This window comes from Amycolatopsis keratiniphila subsp. keratiniphila (assembly GCF_001620365.2).
Lineage (GTDB): Bacteria > Actinomycetota > Actinomycetes > Mycobacteriales > Pseudonocardiaceae > Amycolatopsis > Amycolatopsis keratiniphila.
This window is the reverse complement of sequence record NZ_LQMT02000032.1, coordinates 186,948-210,081: the sequence shown is the minus strand read 5'-3', so window position 1 is coordinate 210,081 and position 23,134 is coordinate 186,948. Positions and strand designations below refer to the sequence as shown.

Below are 23,134 nucleotides of genomic sequence, written 5' to 3'. Positions count from 1 at the left end.
TTGTCCCAGTAATGTGAACGTCACAAGAACCGAACCGGTCGACTCGGGGTCGGAAGCCGGATGGTGACACGACGAAACGACGGTGGAGGTGACCTCGTGAGGCGGGTGTTCGCGGGATCCGATGGCCGTCGCCGCGTCTTCGCCCGCCGGGCCGCGATCAGCGCCGGTGCCGCCGCTGGTTACGGAGCGCTCCTCCTCGTCGCGTTCTCCGGTGTGCCGGACCTGCCCACTGCCCTGGACCCCAGGCCTTTCCCCCTGCCACAGTCGACGCCCAAGACCCCTGTGCCGTCGTCCACGCCGCCGCCCGCCGCGCCGCCGCCCGGGCCTCGAACGGCTTCGGCGCCGGAAGCGCGGGGAGCGCCTGAGCCGGTTCGTGAACCTCCGCGCACGAGCGCCGAGCCGCCTCCGGCCCGGACCACGGCTCAGTCCGCTCAGTTCGCCCGGCCTGCTCCGCCCGACACGCGGGCGGACGCGGCCGCCCCGCGCCAGGGCGGCGACCGCCGCAACGGCCGCGCGCCCGAAAACCCGCCGAAGCAGGGGAAGACCACGCCGCCGAAGAGCGAGCGCTCACATCGGGCTCTCCCGGGTTCGTCGTGAGGTCACGACGCTGAGTGACCGTCCGGCGGGGTGGCACCGCCGGAAGGCCGCCTGCGCGGTAACCTCACGGGCACCAAGACCGCAGACCCTTGAGGAGGGCCCGTGTCGGCAGGGCAGATCGCCGCGCTGATCGCCGCAGGAGCATTCGTCGTACTCGTCGTGCTGCTGGCGATCGTGCTGTTCAAGCTCGGCCGGACCCTGGACGAGGCCACGATCGCCATCCGCAAGGCGCACGAGAACACCGACCCGCTGTTGATCGGCGCGAACGAGACGATCACGCACGTCAACACGCAGCTGGAGCGGGTCGACGGCATCACGGCCAACGCGCAGGCCGTGTCCGGCAACGTGTCCGCGCTGTCGTCGGTGTTCACCGCGACGCTCGGCGGTCCGCTGGTGAAGACGGCCGCGCTGTCCTACGGCCTCAGCAAGGCGATCAAGGCCCGCCGGAAGAAGGCGGAAGCGAAAGCCTCCCGACCGGCGAAGAAGCGGGGCCGCAAATGAAGCGCCTGTTCTGGCTCGGCGTCGGCGTGGTCGCCGGCGTCGCCCTGTCACGTAAAGCGACGGAAACCGCTCGCCAGGCCACGCCCGCGGGGTTAGCCTCGAACCTGGGCGACGCCGTGCGGGAACTCGCGGGCGCCGTCGGTTCGTTCGGCGCGGAGGTCCGCGCCGGGATGAGCGAACGGGAACAGGAGTTGCACGACATGGTGTCCGAACGGACCGGCTTGAGCACGGCCCCCGTGACCGAGGGCAGGCACGCGGCGTCGTCGCGGCGCCCGGTCCGGCGAGCTCGCCGGGCGGAGGGCTGATCCGATCGCGTCCGCGATCAGCAGATCCCAGCCCTTCGCCGTTCTCGCCTGTCCGCATTCCCAGCGCCTTCGCGCGAGCCCGTACACAAGGACGATCCCGTGGAAACACACGAAATCACCCAGCGTTTTCTGAGCCATTTCGAGAACAAGGGACATACGCGCGTCCCGAGCGCGCCGCTGATCCTCGACGACCCGAACCTGCTGTTCGTCAACGCGGGCATGGTCCAGTTCAAGCCGTATTTCCTCGGCGAGGTCCCGCCGCCGTACCCGCGCGCGACCAGCGTCCAGAAATGCGTCCGCACGCCGGACATCGACGAGGTCGGCAAGACGACCCGGCACAACACGTTCTTCCAGATGGCCGGGAACTTCTCCTTCGGCGACTATTTCAAGGAAGGCGCCATCGAGGCGGCCTGGGAGCTGATCACCAAGCCCCAGAGCGAGGGTGGCTACGGCCTCGACCCGAACCGGATCTGGGCGACCGTCTACGAGGACGACTCCGAGGCCGCCGGCCTGTGGAAGAAGCTCACCGGCCTGCCCGGCGAGCGCATCCAGTCCCGTGACGGCAAGGACAACTACTGGGACATGGGCGTGCCCGGTCCCGGCGGTCCCTGCTCGGAGATCTACTACGACCGCGGCCCGGACTACGGCCGCGAGGGCGGCCCGGTCGCCGACGAGGACCGCTACATCGAGATCTGGAACCTCGTCTTCATGCAGGACGTGCGGGGCGACAAGAGCCCGAAGCACGGCCACAAGCCGATCGGTGAGCTGCCGAAGAAGAACATCGACACCGGCATGGGTGTCGAGCGGGTCGCGACGATCCTGCAGGGCGTCGAGAACGTCTACGAGACCGACCTCGTCCGACCGGTGATCGGCCGCGCCGAGGAGTTCTCCGGCCGCCGCTACGGCTCCGACCACACCGACGACGTCCGCTTTCGCGTCATCGCCGACCACGCCCGCACCGGTGTGCTGCTCATCGGCGACGGCGTCACCCCGGGCAACGACGGCCGCGGCTACGTGCTGCGCCGCCTGCTGCGCCGCATCATCCGCTCCGCGCGCCTGCTCGGCGTGCACGAGCCGGTGCTGCCCGCCTTCGCCGCGGTCGTCCGCGACACGATGGGCCCGACGTACCCCGAGCTGGTGTCCGGGTTCGACCGCATCGAGGACGTCGTGCGCGTCGAGGAGGAGGCCTTCCTCGCCACGCTCACCAGCGGTTCGCGCATCTTCGACCTCGCGGCCGAGGAGACCAAGCGGTCCGGCGGTTCGCTGCTGGCCGGCGACAAGGCGTTCCAGCTGCACGACACCTACGGCTTCCCGATCGACCTGACCCTGGAGATGGCGTCCGAGCAGGGCCTGACCGTCGACGAAGAGGGCTTCCGCACGCTCATGAACGAGCAGCGGCAGCGCGCGAAGGCCGACGCGGCGTCGCGCAAGACCGGTCACGGCGACCTGTCCGAGTACCGCAAGGTGCTGGAGCAGCACGGCGAGACCGAGTTCCTCGGCTACACCGATCTGCAGGCCGAGGCGAAGGTCGTCGCGCTGCTGGAAGACGGCGTGCCGGTCTCCCGCGTCGGCGCGGGCAAGAAGGCGGAGCTGGTCCTGGACCGCACGCCGTTCTACGCCGAGAGCGGTGGCCAGGTCGCCGACACCGGCGTGCTGCTCGGCGACGGCGTCGAGCTCAAGGTCCACGACGTGCAGAAGATCGTGCCCGGCCTGTTCGTGCACCGTGTCGAGGTGCTCGACGGCGAGATCGGCATCGGCGGCGCGCTGACCGGTTCGGTCGACCAGCACCGCCGCCTGTCGATCGAGCGGTCGCACTCCGCGACGCACCTGGTGCACGCCGCCGTGCGCGGGGCGTACGGCAAGCGCGCGGCGCAGGCCGGTTCGCTGAACTCGCCGGGCCGGATGCGCTTCGACTTCACCACCTCCGGCGGGGTGTCGGCCGACGTGCTCACCGAGGTCGAGGAGGAGGTCAACGACTACCTCCAGACCAACGTCGAGGTGAACACCTTCGTCACCACGAAGGACAAGGCCCTCGAACTGGGCGCGGTCGCGCTGTTCGGCGAGAAGTACGGCAACGACGTCCGCGTCGTCGACATGGGCGAGTACTCCCGCGAACTCTGCGGTGGCACCCACGTCGATCGCATCGGCCAGCTCGGCCTGGTGAAGCTCGTGGGCGACTCGTCCATCGGTTCCGGCGTGCACCGCGTCGAGGCGCTCGTCGGCACGGACGCGCTCAAGTACGTCCGCAAGGAGCAGCTGCTCGTCTCGCAGCTCGCGAACACCTTCAAGGTGCCCTCGGAGCAGCTGTCGTCGCGCATCGACGACGTGCTCACCCGGCTCAAGAACGCCGAGAAGGAGATCGAGCAGCTGCGCACCCAGCAGGTGCTCGGCTCGGCGGGCTCGCTCGCGGACAAGGCCGAGGACATCGGCGGGATCGCGGTCGTCGCGGAGAAGCTCGGCGAAGGCGTCGACTCGAACGGTCTGCGCGCGCTGGCTTCGGACATCCGCGGCAGGCTCGGCGACCGGCCCGGCATCGTCGCGCTGTTCGCCCCGCAGGGCGAGAAGATCGCCTTCGTCGTCGCCACCACGAAGGCGGCGCAGGCCAAGGGTGTGGCGGCGGGCAAGCTCGTCCCGTCGTTCGCCGAGGCGATCGGCGGCCGTGGCGGCGGCAAGCCGGACATGGCCCAGGGCGGGGGCACCAACCCGGCCGGTGCCGACCAGGCCATCGCCTCCCTGCGCGCGGCGGTCGCCCAAGTTGGCTGACGACGCCGCTGGGCGCCGCCCGGATCGGCCAGGGGAGTCCGATCCGGGGCGCGGCAGGCGGCTCGGGGTGGATGTCGGATCCGTCCGGGTCGGGATCGCGCTCAGCGATCCCGACCCCATCCTCGCGAGCCCGCTCGTTACCCTCACTCGCGACGCGGCGGGCGACAAGGACGTCGACCAGCTCGTCGAACTCGTCACGGAACACGACGTGGTCGAAGTCGTCGTCGGCTTGCCGAGGACGCTCAAGGACCGTCACGGCCCGGCGGCCGAAGCGGCACTCGACTACGCCGGGAAGCTCGCCGACAGGATCGCCCCGGTACCGGTGCGACTGGCCGACGAGCGGTTGACCACGGTGACGGCATCCAGGATGCTGTCGCAGCGTGGGGTGAAGGGACGTAAGCAACGTGCCGTCGTCGATCAGGCGGCCGCGGTCGAGATCCTGCAGGCGTGGATCGACGCGGTAGCGGCACATCGCGCACGGAAGGGCGATACATGACCGAGCCCCACGGCCGGCCCGAACGCCGTCAGGGCGGTAGACGACGGTTGCGGGAGCCTGAGGAGGCCATTCAGCCACCGGCCCCGCCGCGTCGACGGCCCGAACCCCAGCCGACGGGACGACGGCACATCCGGGAGGAACCGCCCGTGCGGCGTCCGGCGGAGGAACCGCCGCGGGCCCGCCGGTCGCCGGAAGAGCCACCACCGCGTGCCCGGCGTGCCGCCGACGAGCCGCCGCCCCGGGCACCGCGTCCGGCCCCGGCCAGGCGGGCTCCGGAACAGGCGGCCCCGCCGCCGCCTCCCGCGCCGCAGCGGCGGTCCCCCCAGCCGGGTGACCGGGGTCTTGGCATGCCCGCCTACGCCCAGGACGAGGCACCTCGTCCCGGCCGCCGCAGGCGCAACGAGGACGACGGCCCGCTCCCGGACGAGCGGCCGACCGACGTCCTCCCCGCGATCCAGGAGGCGCCGCTGGCACGGCGCCCCGGCGCGGCTCCCTCTTCGCCGCCTCAAGGCAGCGAAGAGGAGTACAACGAGATCTTCGGCGACGACGCGTACGACGACTATGACGAGTACGACGACTACGAGGATTACGAGGACTACGACGACGAGGACCGTGCCGAGCCGGAACGCATCGAGGACGAGCGGCCGGAACGTCAGGGGCCGCCGCCCAAGAAGCGCAAGAAGAAGCGCGCGCTGGGCTGGATCGCCGCGCTGACGGTGCTCGTCCTGCTCGCCGGCGGCGCCTACTACGGCTTCACCGAGATCTTCGGCTACGACGACTACGAGGGAGCCGGCGAGAGCGACGTCCTCGTCGAGGTGCAGAAGGGCGACTCGACGTCGGCGATCGGCAACCGGTTGCAGGCGGCCGGGGTGGTGGCCAGCGGCAAGGCGTTCGTGAAGGCGGGCGAGGACAACACCGCCGTCTCGCGGCTCCAGCAGGGCTACTACGTCATGAGGACGAAGATGTCCGGCGCCAGCGCGGTCGAGAAGATGCTCGCTCCCGCGTCGAAGGTCGGCCAGGTCGAGATCCGGCCGTACACCCAGTTCCACGACATCACCCAGCCGGACGGCAAGGTGACGCCCGGGGTGTACACGTTGCTGTCCAAGGCTTCCTGCGCCGATCTGAACGGCACGAGCACCTGCGTCCCGGTCGAGGAACTGCGCAAGACGATCGAGAACGCGGATCTGGCGAAGCTGGGCGTCCCGTCTTGGGCCGTCGAGGCCGCGACGAAGGCCGAGCACAAGGACCGGCGTCTCGAAGGGCTGATCGCCCCGGGCATCTACAACATCAAGCCCGGCTGGACGGCCGAAGAACTGCTCACCTACGTCGTGAAGACGTCGGCGGAGCGCATCCTCAACGCCGGGCTGAGCGAGCAGTCGAAGGGTGAGGGCAAGACGCCTTACGAGACGCTCGTCATCGCGTCGATCATCGAACGCGAGGCGGTGAAGGCCGACTTCGGGAAGATCTCGCGGGTCATCTACAACCGGCTCGACGAGAAGATGCGGCTCGAGATGGACTCGACGGTCAACTACGTCCTCGACCGGCCGACCCTGCTCACCAAGCCTGAGGAACGGGAAAAAGCGGGTGCCTACAACACCTACAAGTCGGTCGGCCTGACTCCGACACCGATCGCGGTCCCGAGCGCGGAGGCGATCCAGGCCGCGTTGAAGCCGGCGGCGGGGGAGTGGCTGTTCTTCGTCAAATGCGAGAAGAACGGGCTTTCCTGCTTCGCGGTGACCTTCGACGACCACCGGAAGAACCGCGATGACGCGGTGCGGCGAGGTGTCATCCGATGACCACCGGACGAACCGGGACGACGCGGTGAGGTGTGGTGTCAGCTGACCGCAAGGCCGCCATCCTCGGGAAACCGGTCGAACACTCGCTCTCGCCCGTGCTGCACGGCGCCGCCTTCCGCGCGCTGGGCCTGGACGGCTGGACCTACGAGCGGGTCGAGATGGACGGCCCCGGGCTGCCCGCGTTCGTCGACGGACTCGGTCCGGAGTGGACCGGGCTGTCGGTGACCATGCCCGGGAAACGGGCCGCACTGGAGCACGCCGACGAGGTCACGCCGCGCGCGGCGGCGGTCGGCGCGGCGAACACGCTCGTGCGCCGGGAAACCGGCTGGCTGGCGGACTGCACCGACGTCGACGGGGTCACCGAGGCGTTGCGGATCGCGGGGGAGTACTCGCCCGGTGCCGACGACGCCGCCGTCGTACTCGGCGCGGGCGGGACGGCCGCCGCGGCCGTCGTCGGGCTGGCCTCGCTCGGCGTGCGGACGGTCCGGCTCGTCGTGCGGGATCCGGCACGGGCGGCGGAAACGGTCGAGGCGGCTCAGCGGGCCGGTCTCGACGTCGAGGTCCTGCGCTGGGCCGAGGCCGACTTCGGGAAGCTCGCGGCGGATTCGGCGGTGCTGGTGAACACCGTTCCCCCGGACGCCGTCCGGCCGCATCTGGCGGAGCTGTCCGGGATCGGATGCGTCCTCGACGTCATCTACCACCCCTGGCCGACCGCGCTCGCCGAAGCCGTCGCCGAGCGGGGCGGACGGCTCGCGACCGGGCTGGACATGTTGCTGCATCAGGCTTTCGGGCAGTCCGAGTACTTCACCGGGCAGCCGGCGCCGCGGGCGGAGATGCGGGACGCGCTGCGCGAGGCGACCGGCGGGATCCTTTCCCTGCCGATCGGCTGAGCGGGACCACGCACATCATCTTCGGTGAAAAGCGCCTGACAAGATCGCCTGGGTTCGATAATCTGGCCGACTGCCTCGAGAGGGGCGTCGCGGCAACCAGGTGACCACCGCGCGCGCCCCTGGCCGAACGGCCCCGCGATCTCGGCGGCAGGGCGCTCTTGATGGGGGACGGGACGTCTTGTTCCTACTCGCGCCCTGGCGACGTGATCGCGTCGCGCGCAGAGCTCGCGAAGAGTGCTGAGGAAGGAACAAGGGGTCGATGCCTAAACCCGATCGAGACCACTACACCGAAGAAGACATCACCAACTCGTGGGTCGCCGAGCCTCCGGAACTGAACTCCACCGTCACCCTGGCCGAATACGACCCGGAGTGGCCGGAGCTGTTCGACCGGGAAGCCAAGCGCATCAGGGGGATCCTGGGGGAACGCGCGCTGGTCCTGGAGCACGTCGGCTCCACGTCGGTGCCGGGACTGTGCGCGAAACCGATCATCGACATCATGCTGATCGTCGCGGATTCGGACGACGAAGACGCCTACGTGCCGCAGCTGGAGGCCGAGGGCTACAAGCTCGTCATCCGCGAGCCGGACTGGGAGAAGCATCGCTGCTTCAAAGGTCCGGACACGAACGTCAACCTGCACGTCTATTCGCCGGACAACGGCCAGACCGAGCGTTACCGCCTCTTCCGCGACCGTCTCATCGCCCACGAGGACGAGCGGAAGCTCTACGAGGCCAAGAAACGCGAACTGGCGTCGCGCACCTGGAAGTACATCCAGCACTACGCCGACGCCAAGAATGAGGTGGTCGACGAGATCATCGAGCGGGCACGCGCGGCCCAGTACGACGGCTTCGCGCGGCTCTACGCGGCGCACGCCGAAACCAGCATCACCAACGCCCACTACGACCGGCCCGCCATCGTCGAGCTGGCCGGGGACGTGGCGGGCAAACGGGTGCTGGACGTCGGCAGCGCGGCGGGACACCTCAGCGCCCTGCTCGCCGAGAAGGGCGCGGACGTCCTCGGCGTCGACGCGAGCTCGGGGATGGTCGCCGTCGCCAGGGAGAAGTTCGGGCACGTCGCCCGCTTCGAGACGGCGGACGTCTCGCGGCCGATGTCCTTTGTGGAGGACGCTTCGATCGACGTCATCACGGCGTCGCTGGTGCTGCACTACCTGAAGGAGTGGGGCCCGGCGCTGGCGGAGTTCCGGCGGGTGCTCAAACCGGGCGGGCTCCTGGTGTTCTCGGTGCATCATCCGGGCGAGGACTGGCGGTGGTTCGAAAAGCGGAACTACTTCCAGCTCGAACTCCTGGAGGACGAGTTCCCGCCAGGGCAGCCGGTCCGTTTCTACCGGCGGCCGTTGAGCTGGACGTTCGGCGCGGTGCGGGACGCCGGGTTCGCCGTCGACAGGCTGGTCGAGCCGATGCCGGACGAGGCGGTCGCCGAAACGGACCCGAAGTGGTACGCCAAGCTGCGGACCGAACCACGGTTCCTGTACTTCCGGACCGTCCGGGAACCCTGACCCACGCCGCATTCAGTCCTCTGGATGCGGGCTTTCCCTTACCGCATTCAGAGGACTGAACGCGCGTCAGGCGAGGTCGTCCCGCTTCGAAAGGTCCCGGATCAGCGAAACGATCTCTCGGCTGACCGGCCGCAGCACCCGCAACCGCGAAAGCCCCACCAGCCGCGCGATCAGCGGCACCGTCCGCTCCACCAGGATCCGGCTGCGCTTCTGCCCGGCGGACCGGTCGTGGACCCAGAACAGCACGACCCCCATCTGATACAGCCACAGCAGATCCGGCAGGTCGTCGCGCAGGTCCGGGTCGAGTTTGACATCGGAGTCGGCGATGACGTCGCGCATCAGGCCGACGGAGGCGTCGCGGGCAGGCGAAGACTCCTCGCTGAACGGGCTCAGCGGCGAGTCCGGGTCGGCGGCGTTGACGAAGAACTGGGTGCCGAAGCGGTGATACGGCTCGGCGACGTCGAGCCAGGTGAGCAGGACGGTCTTGAGCCGGGCGCTGAAGTCCCGCTCACCTTCGATCGCTTGACGCGCGGACGTCAGGTGCGCCTTCGCGATCTCGTCGTAGAAACCCTGGATCAGCTGGTCTTTCGAGGCGAAGTAGTAGTAGGCGTTCCCGACCGACACGCCCGCTTCGGCGGCGATTGCCCGCATGGTCGTGCGGTCGTAGCCGTTCTCGGCGAACAGCCGCAACGCGGTCGCCACGATCAGTGACCTGGTTTCCTCACTCTTCGCCACCACTGCACGTTATCCGGTCAGGGCGCCGGGTGCGGAGCGGGCGCCGGGTAGCCGGGGTACGGCGGCGGTACCGGCGCGGTGGCGTTGTTGAGGTGCTTGCGCCGGATCCCGTTGAACACCAGCACGTTCCCGACGTGCATCACGCCGAGCACGAGCGCCACGGTGCCGACCTTGACCGACAGCATCTCGAAGACGTCGCGCGCGTCGAGGACGGTGTCGTCGCTGGTCAGGAACAGGGTCACGAAACCCAGGCTGACCAGGTAGAACCCGACGACGAGCAGCTGGTTCACCGATTGCGCCAGCGCTCGGTTGTCCTGGAAGACGTCTTCCAGGAACGTCTTGCCGTGCTTGCTCAGCGTGCGGGCGACCAGCACGGTCAGCGGGACGGTGACGACCAGGTAGAGGGCGTAGGCCACGACTACGGGTTGCATGGGGACCTCCTTTTTGAACGTGTTCAAGAAGGACCGTAGCCCAGATTTTGAACGCGTTCAAGAGACGCTGTTCACCTGAAGCTCACCCGGACGGCCGGGCGGAGTGCGTAAGGTCGCCTCGAACTCTGGGAGGTAAGACCGTGAAACGCATCGCCGCCGTGCTCACTTCGGGCGCCTTGCTGGCCGGCACGCTGCTGGCCGCCACACCGGCGGAAGCCGCCGTCGGGAAGAACGTCCGCTTCGCGACGTACAACGCTTCGCTCAACCGCGGAGCCGCCGGTCAGCTCGTGACCGACCTGTCGCAGCCGGGCAACGCGCAGGCGAACGAGGTCGCCGAAGTGATCCAGCGCAACCGGCCTGACGTGCTGCTGATCAACGAGTTCGACTACGTGCCCGGCAACCGCGCCGCGGACCTGTTCCGCGAGAACTACCTGAAGCACGGCCAGAACGGCGCCGCCCCGATCGACTACCCGTACGCCTTCACCGCGCCCTCGAACACCGGCGTCGCGACCGGCTTCGACCTCGACCGCGACGGCAAGGTCGGCGGCGGCAACGACGCGCACGGCTTCGGCCTCTTCGAGGGCCAGTACGGCATGCTCGTGCTGTCCAAGTACCCGATCGACACCGACGGCGTGCGGACGTTCCAGAAGTTCCTCTGGAAGGACATGCCGGGCGCGCTGCTGCCCGACGACCCGGCCACCGCGGCGCCGAACGACTGGTACTCGCCGCAGGTTCTCGACGTGCTGCGCCTGTCGTCGAAGTCCCATTGGGACGTTCCGATCCGGATCGGCCGCTCGACCGTGCACTTCCTGGCCGCGCATCCGACGCCGCCCACCTTCGACGGTCCCGAAGACCGCAACGGCACCCGCAACAACGACGAGATCCGCTTCTGGGCGGACTACGTGACCCCGGGCAAGGGCCGCTACATCCACGACGACCGCGGCCGCCGCGGCGGGCTGGGCGCGCACGAGAAGTTCGTCATCGCCGGCGACCACAACTCCGACCCGCTCGACGGCGACAGCGTCCCGGGCGCCATCTCACGCCTGCTGAACGCGCCTCGCGTCATCGAGACCCGGCCGGGTAGCGAAGGCGGTGTACGGGCCGCTCAGGACCAGGCGGGCGCCAACATCGGCCAGAAGGGCGACCCGTACCACGACACCGGCGACTTCAACGACAAGGCGCCGGGGAACCTGCGGATCGACTACGTCCTGCCGTCGAAGGGCCTGATCCCCTGGCGTGCCGAGGTCTTCTGGCCGCTGCCCGAGTCACCGCTGGCCCGGCTCAACGACGCTTCGGACCACCACCTGGTGCGCGTCGACGTGTTCGTTCCTCGCTGGTAGGACTCAGCGGGAGCCGAGCAGCGCCGCGCCCGGGCCGGTCAACGTGGCCAGCCCGGTGCTCCGGCCGCTCACGGACAGCAGCAGGTCGACGAGCGGGCCCCGGACCTCTTCGGGGCCCGTTCCGCCGGTCCACTCGGCGTCGGTCGCGATCAGCCGGAGACCCTTGCAGCGTTTCTTCGCGCCCCAGAACGGGCTGACGAGCAGGTGTTCCAGCGCCGCGATGGCGGGCTCCTCCGGCATCGGCCGGGCGATACCGAGCGGGCGGGCGACGTCCTGGCCGTGGATGAGCACGTCGGCGAGCGGGTCGATCGGTTTGGCGCCGGGCGAACGGCGGGCCGATCCGGCGTCCTCGCGGATCTGGGTGACGAGTTCGGCGGGGGAGAACCGCGCGCCGTAGGCGATGGCCTGGTCGGTGTTCATCCGATCCCAGTCGCCCTTGGCCTTCACGATGCCGACGAGGGTGTCCTTGAGCCGGTTCCTGGTGGTCTGCGCGAGATGGCCCGCCATCGCGCGGACCGTCCACTCCGTACACAGCGTCTTCGCCGTCCAGTCCTGCTCGTCCAGGCTCTCCAGCAGATCCGCGAAGCTCAGCCGTTCGGTCTCTGTCCAGGCCAGGATCTCGCCGTCGTCCATCCCGCTCCTCCGCTCGGAGACACACTTCGCCGCCATGGAACCACAGGCCTCGCCGTTCGGGTTCTTCGAAAGAGCTGAACTAGCCTGAGGGCATGAAGATCGCGATTCTCGACGACTACCAGGAAGTGGCGCTCGGTTTCGGGGACTGGGATTCCCTCGGCGCCGAGATCGAGGTGTTCACGAAGCCGTTCGCGGATCCCGCCGACGTGGTGGGCCGCCTGCGTGACTTCGAGGTCGTGGTGGCGATGCGCGAACGCACCCGCTTCCCCGCCGAGGTCCTCGACCGGCTGCCCGCGCTCAAGCTGCTGGTGAGCACCGGCCGCCGCAACGCCGCGATCGACGTGGCCGCCGCCCGGCGCAACGGCGTGGTCGTCTCGTCCACCGGGTACATCGCGGCCCCCGCGGCCGAGCACACCTGGGCGCTGATCCTCGCCGCCGCCCGGAACGTGCCGGTGGAGTCGCGGAACATGCGCGAAGGTGGCTGGCAGACCACCGTCGGCACGATCCTGTCCGGCAAGACGCTCGGCCTGCTCGGGCTCGGCAGGCTCGGGGCGGGCGCGGCCAAGATCGGCCAGGCGTTCGGGATGGAGACCATCGCGTGGAGCCCGAACCTGACCCAGGAGAAGGCCGACCCGCACGGGGTGACCGCGGTGTCGAAGGACGAACTGTTCGCCCGCGCGGACGTCCTGTCGATCCACCTGGTGCTCGGCGACCGCAGCCGCGGGCTGGTCGGCGCGCCCGAACTCGCCGCGATGAAGCCGACAGCGATGCTGGTCAACACCTCGCGCGGGCCGATCGTCGACGAAGCCGCGCTGGTGGACGCCTTGCGGCGCAAGGAGATCGCGGTCGCCGCGCTGGACGTCTACGACGTGGAGCCGTTGCCGTCGGAGCATCCGTTGCGGACGCTGGACAACGTCGTGCTCACCCCGCACATCGGCTACGTCACGCGTGAGGCCTACGAGATCTTCTATCGCGACGCCGTCGAGGACATCGCGGCCTTCCAGGCGGGTTCACCGATCCGCGTCATGGAGTAGCGTCGCATCCGGTGCGTGGCGAGCTGCACGAGCCACCACACGGCCGTGCCCGCCGCGAGGCTGAGCGCCAGCACGACCGGTGCCGGAAGATACGGGAGCAGGGCGGGGAAGACCGTCCAGTGGGTCAGGTAGACGTAGAGCGACGCGCTCGCGAGCAGCCCGAGCACGCCGACCGCCGCACCCGGCACCGGGACGCGGACCTGGAGCAGCACCAGTACCAGCCCGCCCAGCACCACGGCCTCCCACAGCGGGTCGCCGACCATCCCGGGGACGAGCAGGAAACCGAACGCCAGCACGACGGCCCGCTGCGTGCCCGTGCGCGCCTTGTGGGCGAGCCAGCCGAGCGCGAAGAACCAGACCGTGCCGAGGGTGGTCCAGTGCAGTTCGGGGAACGACGGCGCCTCGCCGAGACTCACCCGGAGCAGGAGCCCGGCGCCGAGCGCGACCAGCGCCGTGGCGAACCCGTGCTCCCGCTCGGCACGGCGCACGGCCGGGATCGCGAACACCAGTGACAGCGCCAGAAACGCGTGCACGAGGACTTCGACGAACCAGTACCCGTATGCCCCGGTGAGGGTGAAGTTGTTGATCAGCAGCACATTCGTCCACGACACGTCGTCGGTGACGGCGAGCCGGTAGCCGAGCCAGGCGACCGCGGGCACGGCGATCGGCAGTGCGGCGCGGGCGATCCGCGTCGCGGGGCCGGGCAGCACGAAACGGGCGAAGTTCCAGCCAGCCACGATCAAGAGCAGATGCGCGCCGCCGTGGACGGTGAACAGCTCCATATGCGTGCCCACGATGAAGACGATCGCCAGTGCGCGCAGGAGGACGTTGGTCTCCAGCGTCGCCCACCGCGAGGGCGTCGCGCGCAGCCGCTCGAGTTCCGAGACCGGGGTGTCCGGCCAGTCGTCGGGAAGCCGTCCGAGCACACGTTCCAGCGCGATCGACATCCTGACGTAGGAAAGGGAATCGCCGCCCAGCCCGACGAAGGTCGCGTCACCGGGGATGTCGCGGCGGCCGAAGACGGCGGTGAACGCCTGGCGTACGGTTCCCGGCTCCGCGCTCGCCGGTTCGCTTGCCGCGGCGATGGCCCGGTAGTCGGGTTTTCCGTTGGGCAGCAACGGGAATTCACGCATGCGACGGACGACGACGCTCGACGGCGGCAGGCCGAACCGGGCGCGGACGAGGGCGGCCGCCCGCTCGGCGGACCGGTGGACGGCGACCACCACCCGGGTGTCGTCGCCCGCGGCCACCGCCTCGATCCCGGCCTCGGCGAGGAGACGTTCCACCCGGTCGAGGTCGACGCGCAGCCCGAACGGCTTGACGAAGCGGCTCTTGCGGCCGGTCACCTCGTACAGCCCGGCCGGGTTCCGCCGTCCGAGGTCGCCGGTCGGGAGTTCGTGGACGGTCCGGCCCAAGGCCAGGTCCGCGGGGGTGTGCGCGTAGCCGAGCATCACGTTCGGGCCGCGATAGATCAGCTCCCCGTCGTCGGCGAGATCGAACTCGCCGCCCGGAACGGGCAGGCCGATCGCGGCGGGGTGTGCGCTCGCCAGCTCCGGCGGCAGATAGGCCATCCGTGCGGTGGCCTCGGTCTGGCCGTACATCACGAAGAACCGCCAGCCGCGCCGCTCACCGAGTTCGGCGTACTCGGCCACCTTCGCGGGATCGAGCCGGCCGCCCGCCTGGGTGACGTAGCGGAGATGGGGCAGTTCGAGCCGATCGAACCCGGCCCGGTCGAGCAGGGCGAAGGTGTGCGGGACACCGTGCAGGCTCGTCGCGCGCCGGTCCTTCACCAGCGCCCAGAACGCGGGATCGAGGACGGACCGCTCGGTCAGCAGCAGGCACGCGCCGCGCAGGAGGTTGCTGTTCACCACGGAAAGCCCGTAGCAGTAGGACAACGGCAGCGCGGCGACGGCGCGGTCGCCTGCCCGGATGTCGAGGTATTCGGCGATGGCGGCGGCGTTGGCCCGCAGGCTTTCGGCCGACAGGCGCACCAGTTTGGGGGAACCGGTGGAGCCCGAGGTGGAGAGCAGCAGCGCCAGCTCGGGATGCAGTTCGTGCGCGGTGCCCGGCCGCCGCTCGGTCAGGCCGCCGTCGATGACGACGTCCGGGTCGTAGCCCTCGATCAGCGAGCCCGCCTGGCCGCGGGGGACCAGCAGCACGGGATGTCCGCCGCGGAGCGCCGCGAGGTAGGCCACCAGGGTGTCGACGTCGTTGGCGGCGGTCAGCAACACCAGCCTGCGTACCGGGCCGAGCCGATCGGCCACAGTGGACACTCGCCGGTCCAGTTCCCGATAGGTCAGCGCCGAGCCGTCCGGGGCGACCAGCGCGGTCCGGTCGCCGTGGACCGCCAGATCGCCGAGGAAGCCGAGATCGGCCGCCCTGGTCATGCCGGCTCCCCGGCGAAGAACAAGGCAGGGCCGGACACCCGCACGCGGACCTCGTCGCCGGGGGAGATCCCGAGCGGTCCTTGGACACGTTGGCGCACCCGCTCGCCTCCGGCGAGCCGCAGCGAAACGGTGGCGTCGTGCCCGTGGAACCGGACATCGTCCACTGTGGCCGGTACGCCGTCGGCGCCGACGTGCACTTGCTCCGGGCGCAGCAGAACGGTTCCGCCGCCGGTGCCCTGGACGGGAAGCCTGCCCAGCGGCGTGTCCACCGTCCCGTTTTCCGCGTGCCCGGGGAAAGTGACCGCCTCGCCGACGAAGAGCGCGACACCGAGATCGGCGGGCCGGGCGTAGATCTCTTGTGGTGTCCCGAGTTGCGCGACGACACCGTCGCGCAGCACGGCGACCAGATCGGCCATCCCGAGCGCCTCCTCCTGGTCGTGCGTCACGAGCAACGCCGTCGCGCCGAACGCCCGCAGCGCCGCGCGGACGTCCACCCGGAGTTCGTCGCGCAGGCTCGCGTCGAGTGAGGAGAACGGCTCGTCCATCAGCACGACACCCGGTCTCGGCGCGAGCGCGCGGGCGAGCGCGACCCGGCGTTGCTGCCCGCCGGACAGTTCGCCGGGTTTCCTTGCCTCGTAACCGGAAAGCCCGACCAGATCGAGGAGTTCGCCGATCCGGCCGTCGCGCCGTCCGGCGCGGGACAGGCCGAAACCCACGTTGCCCGCGACGCTCAGGTGCGGGAACAGGGCGCCCTCCTGCGGCACGATCCCGATACCGCGCCGCTCCGGCGGCACATGCGCGGATCCGCCGGCGAGCAGCCTGCCGCCGAGGTGGACCTCGCCGTCACGCACCGGATGGAACCCGGCGAGCACCCGCAGCAAGGTCGTCTTCCCGCAGCCGGACGGTCCGAGCACCGCCACGAGCCCGCCCTCGGGTACCCGCAGATCCAGCCCGCGCAGCACCGGTTCCGGTCCGTACCCGGCGATCAGGCCCTTCACGTCCAAGCCGCTCATCGCGTCACTCCTCGCAGGAACCGGTCGAGGACGACGGCCGGGACGGCCGCCACCACCAGCAGGACCGCCGCGTAGGGCGCGGCCGCGGCGTAGGCGCCGATCTCGGTCTTCGTCCACAGTTCGGTGGCCAGCGTGTCCACCCCGGTCGGCCGGAGCAGCAGGGTCGCGGGCAGTTCCTTGGCGCAGGTCAGGAAGACGAGCGCCGCGCCTGCGAGGATGCCCGGAGCCGCCAGCGGCACGGTGACCAGCAACCGGGTGGCCGAGCGGCCCTTCCCGAGCGACCGCGAGACGTCTTCCAGTATCGGTGGCGCGTGCGCGACGGCGGTCCGCACCGCGCTCACCGCCAGCGGGAGGAAGAGCACCGCGTAGGCGAAGGCCAGCATCGACGTCGTCTGATAGAGCTCCGGCAGCACGCGGATCCCGAAGAACACCAGCGCCAGCCCGACCGTGATACCCGGCAGCGCGTGCCCGGCGAAGCTCGCCAGCTCCATCCCCCGGACGAGCGGTCCCCGGTGCCGTGCCGCGAGGATCCCGACCGGCAGGGCGAACACGATGGTGAGGAGCGCGCCGGAGGCCGCCACCGCCACGGTGTTCCCGGCCGTAGAGAGCAGATCGCCGCCCGCGGCCGAACTGCCCGCGACCAGCCATCGGACGAGGCTGGCCACCGGCACGCCGAGGGCGAGCAGGAGCACGGCCGCCGTCCCGGCCACCGCCGGGATCTTCGCCCTGCCCAGCCGAACGCGGACAGGTTCGCGGTCTCCGCGCCCGCCGGTCAAGCCCCGCGCGCGCCGTTCGCCGACGGTCAGCAGGATCGCGAGGACGACCAAGACGCAGCCGAGGATGGCGGCGGGCGTCCGGTCGAAGGTGCCGCGATAGCTGGTGTAGATGCCGAGGGTGAACGCCTCGAACCGCATCAGCGACACCGCGCCGAAATCGCTCAGCACGTACAGCGCGACCAGCAGCCCGCCCGCGGTGGCCGCGGGCCGGATCTGCCGCAGGGTGACCGAGAAGAACGTCCGCGTGCTCGTGCGGCCCAGCGACCGCGCGACCTCTTCGACCGCCGGATCCGCGGTGCGCAGCGCCGCCGCCACGGGAAGCAGGACATACGGGTACGACACCAGCGTCAGCACCAGGAAGGCGCCCCAGAACCCGGTCAGCCCGGGGGCCAGCGCCAGCCAGGTGAACCCGGCGACGTACGACGGCACGGCCAGCGGCAGCACGAGGAGTATCCCGGCGAACCGGCGTCCCGGCAGGTCGCTGCGCACGACGAGCCACGCGGTGAGCACGCCGAGGACCAGACAGGCCGCGGTGACCGCGACCGCCAGCGCGACACTGCGCGCGGCGAGGTCGAAGGTGCGGGACCGCCACAGGATCCGCCACACCTCGCCCGCCCCGCGGTCGAACGAGCGGACCGCGAGGTAGCCGAGCGGCGTCACCGCCGCGGCCGCGACCAGGACACCGAGCGTCGTCAGTGCGGGGGCGGCCCGGAAGACGCCTTTCAGGACAGGCCCGTTTCCTGAAGCAGCGCGACGGTCTGCTGAAGCGAGGACAGCTTGGAGAGATCGATGTCGGGACCGTGCAACTCGGTGAGCGGAGGCAACTGGTGCTTCGACGCCTTCACCGCCGGGACGGCCGGGTACTCCGCGGTGACGTCGGCGAAGTGCCGTTGCGCCTCCTCGGAAAGCAGGAACCGGACGGCCTTCAGCGCGGCTTCCCGCCGGTCGGTCCCTTCCACGACACCGGCTCCGGCGACGTTCACCAGGCCGAGAGGGTCACCGCCGTGGACGTAGTGCAGCTTCGCCCGCACCGCGCCGGCGCCCACCTCGGCGACCTTGGCGTACCAGTAGTAGTGGTTGATCAACCCGGCGGGAAGCTGGCCGTCGTTGACGGCGTTGAGGATCGCGACGTTGTTGTCGAACCGCTTCGGTTCGTTCGCGGCGAACTTGCGCAGCCAGTCGCGGGCGAAGTCCTCGCCCTTGAGGACCCGGACCGACGTCACGAACGCCTGCCAGGAGCCGTTGGTCGGGGCGAACCCCAGCCTGCCCTTCCACTTCGGGTCGACGATGTCGTCGAGGCTCTTCGGCAGGTCGGCTTCGGCGACCGCGCGCGGGTCGTAGGCGACGACCCGTACCCGGGCCGAGGTGGCGACCCAGCGGCCGTCGTCGGCGCGATACCCGGCGGGCACCAGGCCGAGGACGTCGGCGGGGAGGGTGGAGAGCCTGCCCTGGCCCGCGACCGCGCCGAGCGCGCCCGCGTCCTGGGCGAAGAAGACGTCCGCCTGGGTCCGCTCACCCTCTTCGAGCAGCTGCGCGGCCATCTCGCCGCTGCCGCCGTAGCGCACTTCGACCGGGGTCCCGGTCGCCTGCTTCAACCGGTCGAGGAGCCCGCCGACGAGCTCCTTGTTGCGTCCGGAGTAGATCACCAGCGCGTCGGATTCCTCCGCGCTGTCGCAGGCGGCGACGGAAGTCGCCAGCAACGCCGCGACGAACAGGACGACGGCTACCCGGCCCACAGCCACGGGGTCCTCCTTCGATCAGCCCCCACGGTTGTGTCGCGGCTAAGGTAAAGCTCACCTAATGGGCTGACAAGGCATCGTGGCCATTGCGTGATGCAACCTCGGTCACGTCACCCGCTCGGGTGGTGGCCGGGTTTCGGGTTGGTTATTTGCCCAGGTGGCCGTCACTCACGTGATCGAAGCCGGAACTCTCGTGATCAGCGGCGGAACACTCGAGTGCGGCCTTCAATCACGCGAGTCACGTCCCTGATCACGCGAGTCACGCCTTCGATCACGCCGCGCCTTCACGGACTTCGGACCAGTAGGTACCTGGGACACGGTTGGCTGTGACCCGAAACGCCACTCACGACCCGCGTCGGGTCCCTGAAGTACATGAAGGCCCCCTTCCTTGCGCCTGGCGCAAGGAAGGGGGCCTTCATGTACTGGGGAAGGTGTGAAGGTCGAGTTTCCTCGGCTGAGCCGTGGGATGGGGGCCTTCACGCGCTGCCGTTGTGACTGTTGTGGTTGCTGGTGAAGCACCCTTGGTTCTAACCCGAAACGCCACTCACGACCCACCGGACCATCCGGTCACCCGTCGCGTTCACCCAGCTCGGCCAGCACGGCGTCGGTGTACGGCGGCCAGACCTCGGCCGCCCACGGACCGAAGGCGCGGTCGGTGAGCGCGACGCAGGCCGCGCCGGCGTCGGGATCGACCCAGAGGAAGGTGCCGGACTGCCCGAAGTGGCCGAAGGTCCGCGGCGAGCTCGACGCGCCGGTCCAATGTGGACTCTTGTGGCCACGGATCTCGAAGCCGAGGCCCCAGTCGTTCGGTTTCTGGTGGCCGAAGCCGGGCAGGACGCCGGAAAGCCCGGGGAAGACCACGGAAGTCGCCTCGCGCACCGTTTCGGCGGCGATGAGCTTCGGGGCCTGCAGTTCGGCGACGAACGCGACCAGATCGTCCACAGTGGACTCCGCACCCGAAGCGGGAGAGCCGGTCAGCTTGGTCGATTTCATGCCCAGCGGCTGGAAAAGCGCCTCCGCCTGATAGTCGGCGAAGGGGATGCCGGAATGCTCGGTGAGCGCGTCGGCGAGCTGTTCGAAGCCGGCGTTGGAGTACAGGCGCCGGTTGCCGGGCGCGGCCATCGCCTTGTGTTCGTTGAAGGCCAGGCCCGAGGTGTGCGCGAGCAGATGCCGGATCGTGGAGCCTTCCGGCCCGGCGGGGGTGTCGAGTTCGACGACGCCCTCTTCGATGGCGATCAGCGCGGCGTAGGCCGTGAGCGGTTTGGTCACCGACGCCAGCCGGTACACCTTCGTCGAGTCGCCGTGCGTGCCCAGCACGTCACCGGCGGCGGTCACCACGGCCGTGGCGGCGTTGTCCACCGGCCACTGTTCGATCCTGCGCACGCTTTCCATGCCCAACACCCTACGAAGCCCGGGCCGGTCGGGGCGGCCCGGGCTTCGCAGAGGTCGGGGGCGGAGCCGGAGATGTACCTCTCAGGCGACCGTACGCGTGAACCCGCCACGGCCGAAGGCCCCGCTATCGCGGTGGCAGGGCGCCTCGTCCACATCCGTGACGTGGATGATCAGGTGGCGCCCTGCCGACGTCGATCGCGGTCGAGGGTTCACCGCGGACGGCAGGGATCGGGATCAGGCGTCGAGGTCGGTCGCCACCAGTTCGGCGATGGCGTCGACGGCCGCCTCGGCACCTTCACCCTCGGCACTGATGATGACCTCGTCGCCGTAACCGGCGGCGAGCGTCATCAGGTTCAGCACGCTGCCGGCCGCGACCGGGTCACCGCCCGCCTTGGCGATGTGCACCGCGACGGGCTGCGCCGCGGCCGCCTTGGCGACCGTCGCCGCGGGCCTGGCGTGCAGGCCCACCTTGCTGGCCACGGTGACGCGTTTCTCCGGCATGTTCTTTCCCTTTCGTGCCTTTGGTTCTGCTGAGCTGAAACTACTTGATGGGCTTCGCCGCGGTGGCTTCGAGATCCGCCTCGATGGCGTCGTCCTCGCGGCCGGGGGTCCGCAGGTTCCACTTCTTGATCACGAACCGGAAGATCACGTAGTAGATGACCGCGTAGGCGAGACCGATCGGGATGAGCAGCCAGACGTTGCTGCTCGCCGCGGGCAGGCCGCTGTTGAGCGCGAAGTCGATCGCACCGGCCGAGAAACCGAAGCCGAGGTGGATGTCGAGCGCGTTCACCAGTGCCAGCGACGTGCCGGTCAGTACCGCGTGGATCAGGTACAGCGGCCACGCGACGAACATGAACGAGAACTCGATCGGTTCGGTGATACCGGTCAGGAACGAGGTCAGCGCACCGGCGATCATCACACCGCCGACGATCTTCTTCTGGCTGGGCTTCGCGCTCTGCCAGATCGCCAGCGCCGCGGCGGGGATGGCGAACATGAAGATCGGGAAGAAGCCGGTCATGAAGGTACCGGCGGTCGGGTCCTCGAGCTTGAAGAACTTCGGAATGTCGCCGCCGTCGAAGATGAACCACACCGGCACGTTCAGCAGCTGGTGCAGACCGACCGGGATCAGCAGACGGTTGAGCACACCGTAGATGCCGCCACCGACGACGGGGGCACCGGTGACCGCTTCACCGGCCGCCTGGATGCCGTCGTTGACCCAGTGGAAGACCAGGCCCAGCGGCACCGCGAGGATCATCATGACCACGGCGGTGATGATCGGCACGAACCGGCGGCCGCCGAAGAACGCCAGGTACGGCGGCAGCTTGATGCGGTAGAACTTCTGCCACAGCAGGGCGGTGACCAGGCCGACGATCACACCGGCCAGCACACTGTAAGGCCACTTGAGCGGGTTGAGCATCAGGCCCGCGGGCTTCTCGGGATCCCAGCCGGGGAGCTCGGAGAACGGTGCGAGGACTTGGAGGACGCTGGTGAACACGAAGAAGCCGACCACGGCGGCCAGCCCGGTCGCGCCGTCGCTCTTGCGGGCGAAGCCGACGGCGATACCCACCGCGAACAGGAGCGGCAGCCAGCTGAACAGCGAGTTGCCCGCCGCGCCGAGCACTTCGGCGACCTTGTCCCAGCCGAGCCCGTCCTTGCCGAGCAGGTCGGGTTGGCCGAACCTGTTGAGGAGCGCGGCGGCGGGCAGGGCGGCGATGGGGAGCATGAGGCTACGGCCGAAGCGCTGAAGCCCGGCCAGTCCCTTGCCCTTCGCCCCCTCCGCGGTGGTGGAGCTCATCGGGTACCTCCGTAGTGAGGATGTTGACCGGAATCCGGGGTGTTCCGGTCCAGCTGCATGGTGACCTGGTAGTGATCGCCCCGGTACCAGGAAGTCATGTCTTCGATCGGTTCCCCGTTGACGCTGGAGACCCGGCGGAAGACGAGAAGCGGACTGCCGGCGCGCATGCCGAGCAGGCGTGCCGTTTCGCGGTCCGCGGATTCGGCCCAGACCGTCTGCCACGCGTGATCCGGGCGCAGGTCGTACGACTGGGCGAGTTGGACGTACAACGATCGGGTGAGATCGAGGTCGAGCAGGCCGGGCATCCGGCCCGCGTGATACCAGCCGCGTTCGACCGCCAGCGGCACCCCGTCGGCACGGCGGAGCCGGACCAGGTGGTGCGCCGGGGTCCCGGCGGCCAGGCCGAGGGCGTGCGCGGAAGGGGCGGGCGGGACCTCGGTGGCGGTCTTGACGACCTCCGTGGTCGGCGTCATTCCGCGACGGCGCATGTCCTCGGTGAAGGACATCAGGTAGAGCTGCAGTTCCATCCGCCTGGCGGCGGTGAACGTCCCCTTGCCGCGCACCCGCGACAAGAGCCCTTCTTCGACCAGCTTGCCGATCGCCGAACGGACGGTGAGCCTCGACACCTGGTAGGTCTCGGCGAGGTCACGTTCCGAGGGGATCGGCGAGCCGGGGGGTAGCTCACGCTCCACCGTGCGGCGCAGAATCTCCCGCAGCTGGGCGTGCTTGGGCGTCGGTCCGTTGATCACACGGTCGGACGGCGGCAGCTGCGCCGAAGCGCTCATGACGTTCACCGTCCTTTCGGGCCGGTCTGTTCGGGCAACCCGTACTCGCATCTGGTCCGGAAGATTGGTACGTTCCGGTCTAGACCAATGATCCGATGGGGCAGGATGCTCCGTCGCACGAGCGGGTGTCAACCACCGTTACGCGTTCGTGGCCAGGGATCGGGTGCGAGTCGGCGAACGGCGTAGTAGAGCTGGTTCGCATGTGGGAAACCG

The 23,134-nt window shown here is 69.8% G+C and carries 21 protein-coding genes; 10 read left to right on the top strand and 11 right to left on the bottom strand.

Going from position 1 to position 23,134, the window contains the following annotated elements; all coding sequences use genetic code 11:
* The first annotated feature begins 96 nt into the window (after positions 1-96).
* The 8 genes from AVR91_RS42925 (at position 97) to AVR91_RS30810 (ending at position 8,861) form a co-directional block, all read left to right on the top strand.
* A complete protein-coding gene (locus AVR91_RS42925; protein ID WP_143254157.1) occupies positions 97-597 on the top strand; it encodes a hypothetical protein in 501 nt (166 codons plus the stop codon).
* 102 nt (positions 598-699) lie between these two features.
* Positions 700-1,098, top strand: coding sequence for a DUF948 domain-containing protein (locus AVR91_RS30840; RefSeq protein WP_007031187.1), 399 nt, complete (start codon positions 700-702; stop codon positions 1,096-1,098).
* Positions 1,095-1,403: a hypothetical protein gene (locus AVR91_RS30835; protein WP_016333063.1), complete on the top strand. Its 309-nt coding sequence runs from the start codon at positions 1,095-1,097 to the stop codon at positions 1,401-1,403. Before AVR91_RS30840 ends, AVR91_RS30835 begins: the two co-directional genes overlap by 4 nt.
* A gap of 99 nt (positions 1,404-1,502) precedes the next feature.
* A complete protein-coding gene (gene alaS, locus AVR91_RS30830; RefSeq protein ID WP_063274215.1) occupies positions 1,503-4,166 on the top strand; it encodes an alanine--tRNA ligase in 2,664 nt (887 codons plus the stop codon).
* Positions 4,167-4,233: 67 nt separating this feature from the next.
* The gene (ruvX, locus tag AVR91_RS30825) at positions 4,234-4,662 is read left to right on the top strand and encodes a Holliday junction resolvase RuvX (RefSeq protein ID WP_394329975.1); all 429 of its coding nucleotides are present in this window, start codon (positions 4,234-4,236) and stop codon (positions 4,660-4,662) included.
* Positions 4,663-5,009: 347 nt separating this feature from the next.
* Entirely contained in the window at positions 5,010-6,458 is a 1,449-nt protein-coding gene (mltG, locus tag AVR91_RS30820; RefSeq protein WP_063274213.1) for an endolytic transglycosylase MltG, read from the top strand.
* Between the two features lie 32 nt (positions 6,459-6,490).
* Positions 6,491-7,348: a shikimate dehydrogenase gene (locus AVR91_RS30815; RefSeq protein WP_267284142.1), complete on the top strand. Its 858-nt coding sequence runs from the start codon at positions 6,491-6,493 to the stop codon at positions 7,346-7,348.
* A gap of 259 nt (positions 7,349-7,607) precedes the next feature.
* On the top strand, positions 7,608-8,861 hold the full coding sequence (locus AVR91_RS30810; protein WP_063274212.1) for a GrpB family protein: 1,254 nt from the start codon (positions 7,608-7,610) through the stop codon (positions 8,859-8,861).
* A 66-nt stretch (positions 8,862-8,927) separates the two neighbouring features.
* Here AVR91_RS30810 and AVR91_RS30805 read toward each other — a convergent pair whose 3' ends face one another.
* A complete protein-coding gene (locus tag AVR91_RS30805) occupies positions 8,928-9,596 on the bottom strand; it encodes a TetR/AcrR family transcriptional regulator (protein ID WP_063274292.1) in 669 nt (222 codons plus the stop codon).
* A gap of 17 nt (positions 9,597-9,613) precedes the next feature.
* Positions 9,614-10,027 carry a hypothetical protein gene (locus AVR91_RS30800; protein ID WP_063274211.1) on the bottom strand — a complete coding sequence of 138 codons (414 nt, stop codon included), beginning with the start codon at positions 10,025-10,027 and terminating at the stop codon, positions 9,614-9,616.
* A gap of 140 nt (positions 10,028-10,167) precedes the next feature.
* On the opposite strand from AVR91_RS30800, the gene AVR91_RS30795 reads away from it, so the two are divergent.
* Entirely contained in the window at positions 10,168-11,367 is a 1,200-nt protein-coding gene (locus tag AVR91_RS30795) for an endonuclease/exonuclease/phosphatase family protein (protein ID WP_063274210.1), read from the top strand.
* Between the two features lie 3 nt (positions 11,368-11,370).
* Here AVR91_RS30795 and AVR91_RS30790 read toward each other — a convergent pair whose 3' ends face one another.
* The gene (locus AVR91_RS30790; protein ID WP_063274209.1) at positions 11,371-12,000 is read right to left on the bottom strand and encodes a maleylpyruvate isomerase family mycothiol-dependent enzyme; all 630 of its coding nucleotides are present in this window, start codon (positions 11,998-12,000) and stop codon (positions 11,371-11,373) included.
* A gap of 92 nt (positions 12,001-12,092) precedes the next feature.
* Between AVR91_RS30790 and AVR91_RS30785 the strand changes: the two genes are divergently transcribed.
* The gene (locus tag AVR91_RS30785; RefSeq protein ID WP_063274208.1) at positions 12,093-13,034 is read left to right on the top strand and encodes a D-2-hydroxyacid dehydrogenase family protein; all 942 of its coding nucleotides are present in this window, start codon (positions 12,093-12,095) and stop codon (positions 13,032-13,034) included.
* Here the strand turns inward: AVR91_RS30785 and AVR91_RS30780 are convergent.
* The 8 genes from AVR91_RS30780 to AVR91_RS30745 all read right to left on the bottom strand — a co-directional run bounded on the left by AVR91_RS30780 (position 12,968) and on the right by AVR91_RS30745 (position 22,921).
* A complete protein-coding gene (locus AVR91_RS30780; protein WP_228709393.1) occupies positions 12,968-15,421 on the bottom strand; it encodes an AMP-binding protein in 2,454 nt (817 codons plus the stop codon). The genes AVR91_RS30785 and AVR91_RS30780 overlap by 67 nt on opposite strands.
* A complete protein-coding gene (locus AVR91_RS30775; protein WP_063274207.1) occupies positions 15,418-16,434 on the bottom strand; it encodes an ABC transporter ATP-binding protein in 1,017 nt (338 codons plus the stop codon). The genes AVR91_RS30780 and AVR91_RS30775 overlap by 4 nt, the downstream gene beginning before the upstream one ends.
* Positions 16,431-17,870, bottom strand: a complete 1,440-nt coding sequence (locus AVR91_RS30770; protein WP_083737788.1) for an ABC transporter permease — start codon at positions 17,868-17,870, stop codon at positions 16,431-16,433. The genes AVR91_RS30775 and AVR91_RS30770 overlap by 4 nt, the downstream gene beginning before the upstream one ends.
* Positions 17,871-17,932: 62 nt before the next feature.
* The gene (locus AVR91_RS30765) at positions 17,933-18,952 is read right to left on the bottom strand and encodes an iron ABC transporter substrate-binding protein (protein WP_063274205.1); all 1,020 of its coding nucleotides are present in this window, start codon (positions 18,950-18,952) and stop codon (positions 17,933-17,935) included.
* 564 nt (positions 18,953-19,516) lie between these two features.
* Positions 19,517-20,341, bottom strand: a complete 825-nt coding sequence (locus AVR91_RS30760; protein WP_063274204.1) for a serine hydrolase domain-containing protein — start codon at positions 20,339-20,341, stop codon at positions 19,517-19,519.
* A 234-nt stretch (positions 20,342-20,575) separates the two neighbouring features.
* The gene (locus tag AVR91_RS30755) at positions 20,576-20,842 is read right to left on the bottom strand and encodes an HPr family phosphocarrier protein (protein WP_007031200.1); all 267 of its coding nucleotides are present in this window, start codon (positions 20,840-20,842) and stop codon (positions 20,576-20,578) included.
* A 40-nt stretch (positions 20,843-20,882) separates the two neighbouring features.
* Entirely contained in the window at positions 20,883-22,136 is a 1,254-nt protein-coding gene (locus tag AVR91_RS30750) for a PTS transporter subunit EIIC (protein WP_063274203.1), read from the bottom strand.
* On the bottom strand, positions 22,133-22,921 hold the full coding sequence (locus tag AVR91_RS30745; RefSeq protein WP_038515621.1) for a GntR family transcriptional regulator: 789 nt from the start codon (positions 22,919-22,921) through the stop codon (positions 22,133-22,135). The genes AVR91_RS30750 and AVR91_RS30745 overlap by 4 nt, the downstream gene beginning before the upstream one ends.
* Between the last annotated feature and the right edge of the window lie 213 nt (positions 22,922-23,134).

What these genes read in the sequence shown, in the direction of transcription:
- AVR91_RS30745 (WP_038515621.1), bottom strand. Translation starts at nt 22,921, where the DNA reads ATGAGCGCTTCGGCGCAGCTGCCGCCGTCCGACCGTGTGATCAACGGA.
- AVR91_RS30790 (WP_063274209.1), bottom strand. Translation starts at nt 12,000, where the DNA reads ATGGACGACGGCGAGATCCTGGCCTGGACAGAGACCGAACGGCTGAGC.
- AVR91_RS30780 (WP_228709393.1), bottom strand. Translation starts at nt 15,421, where the DNA reads ATGACCAGGGCGGCCGATCTCGGCTTCCTCGGCGATCTGGCGGTCCAC.
- AVR91_RS30760 (WP_063274204.1), bottom strand. Translation starts at nt 20,341, where the DNA reads ATGGAAAGCGTGCGCAGGATCGAACAGTGGCCGGTGGACAACGCCGCC.
- AVR91_RS30775 (WP_063274207.1), bottom strand. Translation starts at nt 16,434, where the DNA reads ATGAGCGGCTTGGACGTGAAGGGCCTGATCGCCGGGTACGGACCGGAA.
- AVR91_RS30785 (WP_063274208.1), top strand. Translation starts at nt 12,093, where the DNA reads ATGAAGATCGCGATTCTCGACGACTACCAGGAAGTGGCGCTCGGTTTC.
- AVR91_RS30755 (WP_007031200.1), bottom strand. Translation starts at nt 20,842, where the DNA reads ATGCCGGAGAAACGCGTCACCGTGGCCAGCAAGGTGGGCCTGCACGCC.
- AVR91_RS30810 (WP_063274212.1), top strand. Translation starts at nt 7,608, where the DNA reads ATGCCTAAACCCGATCGAGACCACTACACCGAAGAAGACATCACCAAC.
- mltG (WP_063274213.1), top strand. Translation starts at nt 5,010, where the DNA reads ATGCCCGCCTACGCCCAGGACGAGGCACCTCGTCCCGGCCGCCGCAGG.
- AVR91_RS30835 (WP_016333063.1), top strand. Translation starts at nt 1,095, where the DNA reads ATGAAGCGCCTGTTCTGGCTCGGCGTCGGCGTGGTCGCCGGCGTCGCC.
- AVR91_RS30750 (WP_063274203.1), bottom strand. Translation starts at nt 22,136, where the DNA reads ATGAGCTCCACCACCGCGGAGGGGGCGAAGGGCAAGGGACTGGCCGGG.
- AVR91_RS30800 (WP_063274211.1), bottom strand. Translation starts at nt 10,027, where the DNA reads ATGCAACCCGTAGTCGTGGCCTACGCCCTCTACCTGGTCGTCACCGTC.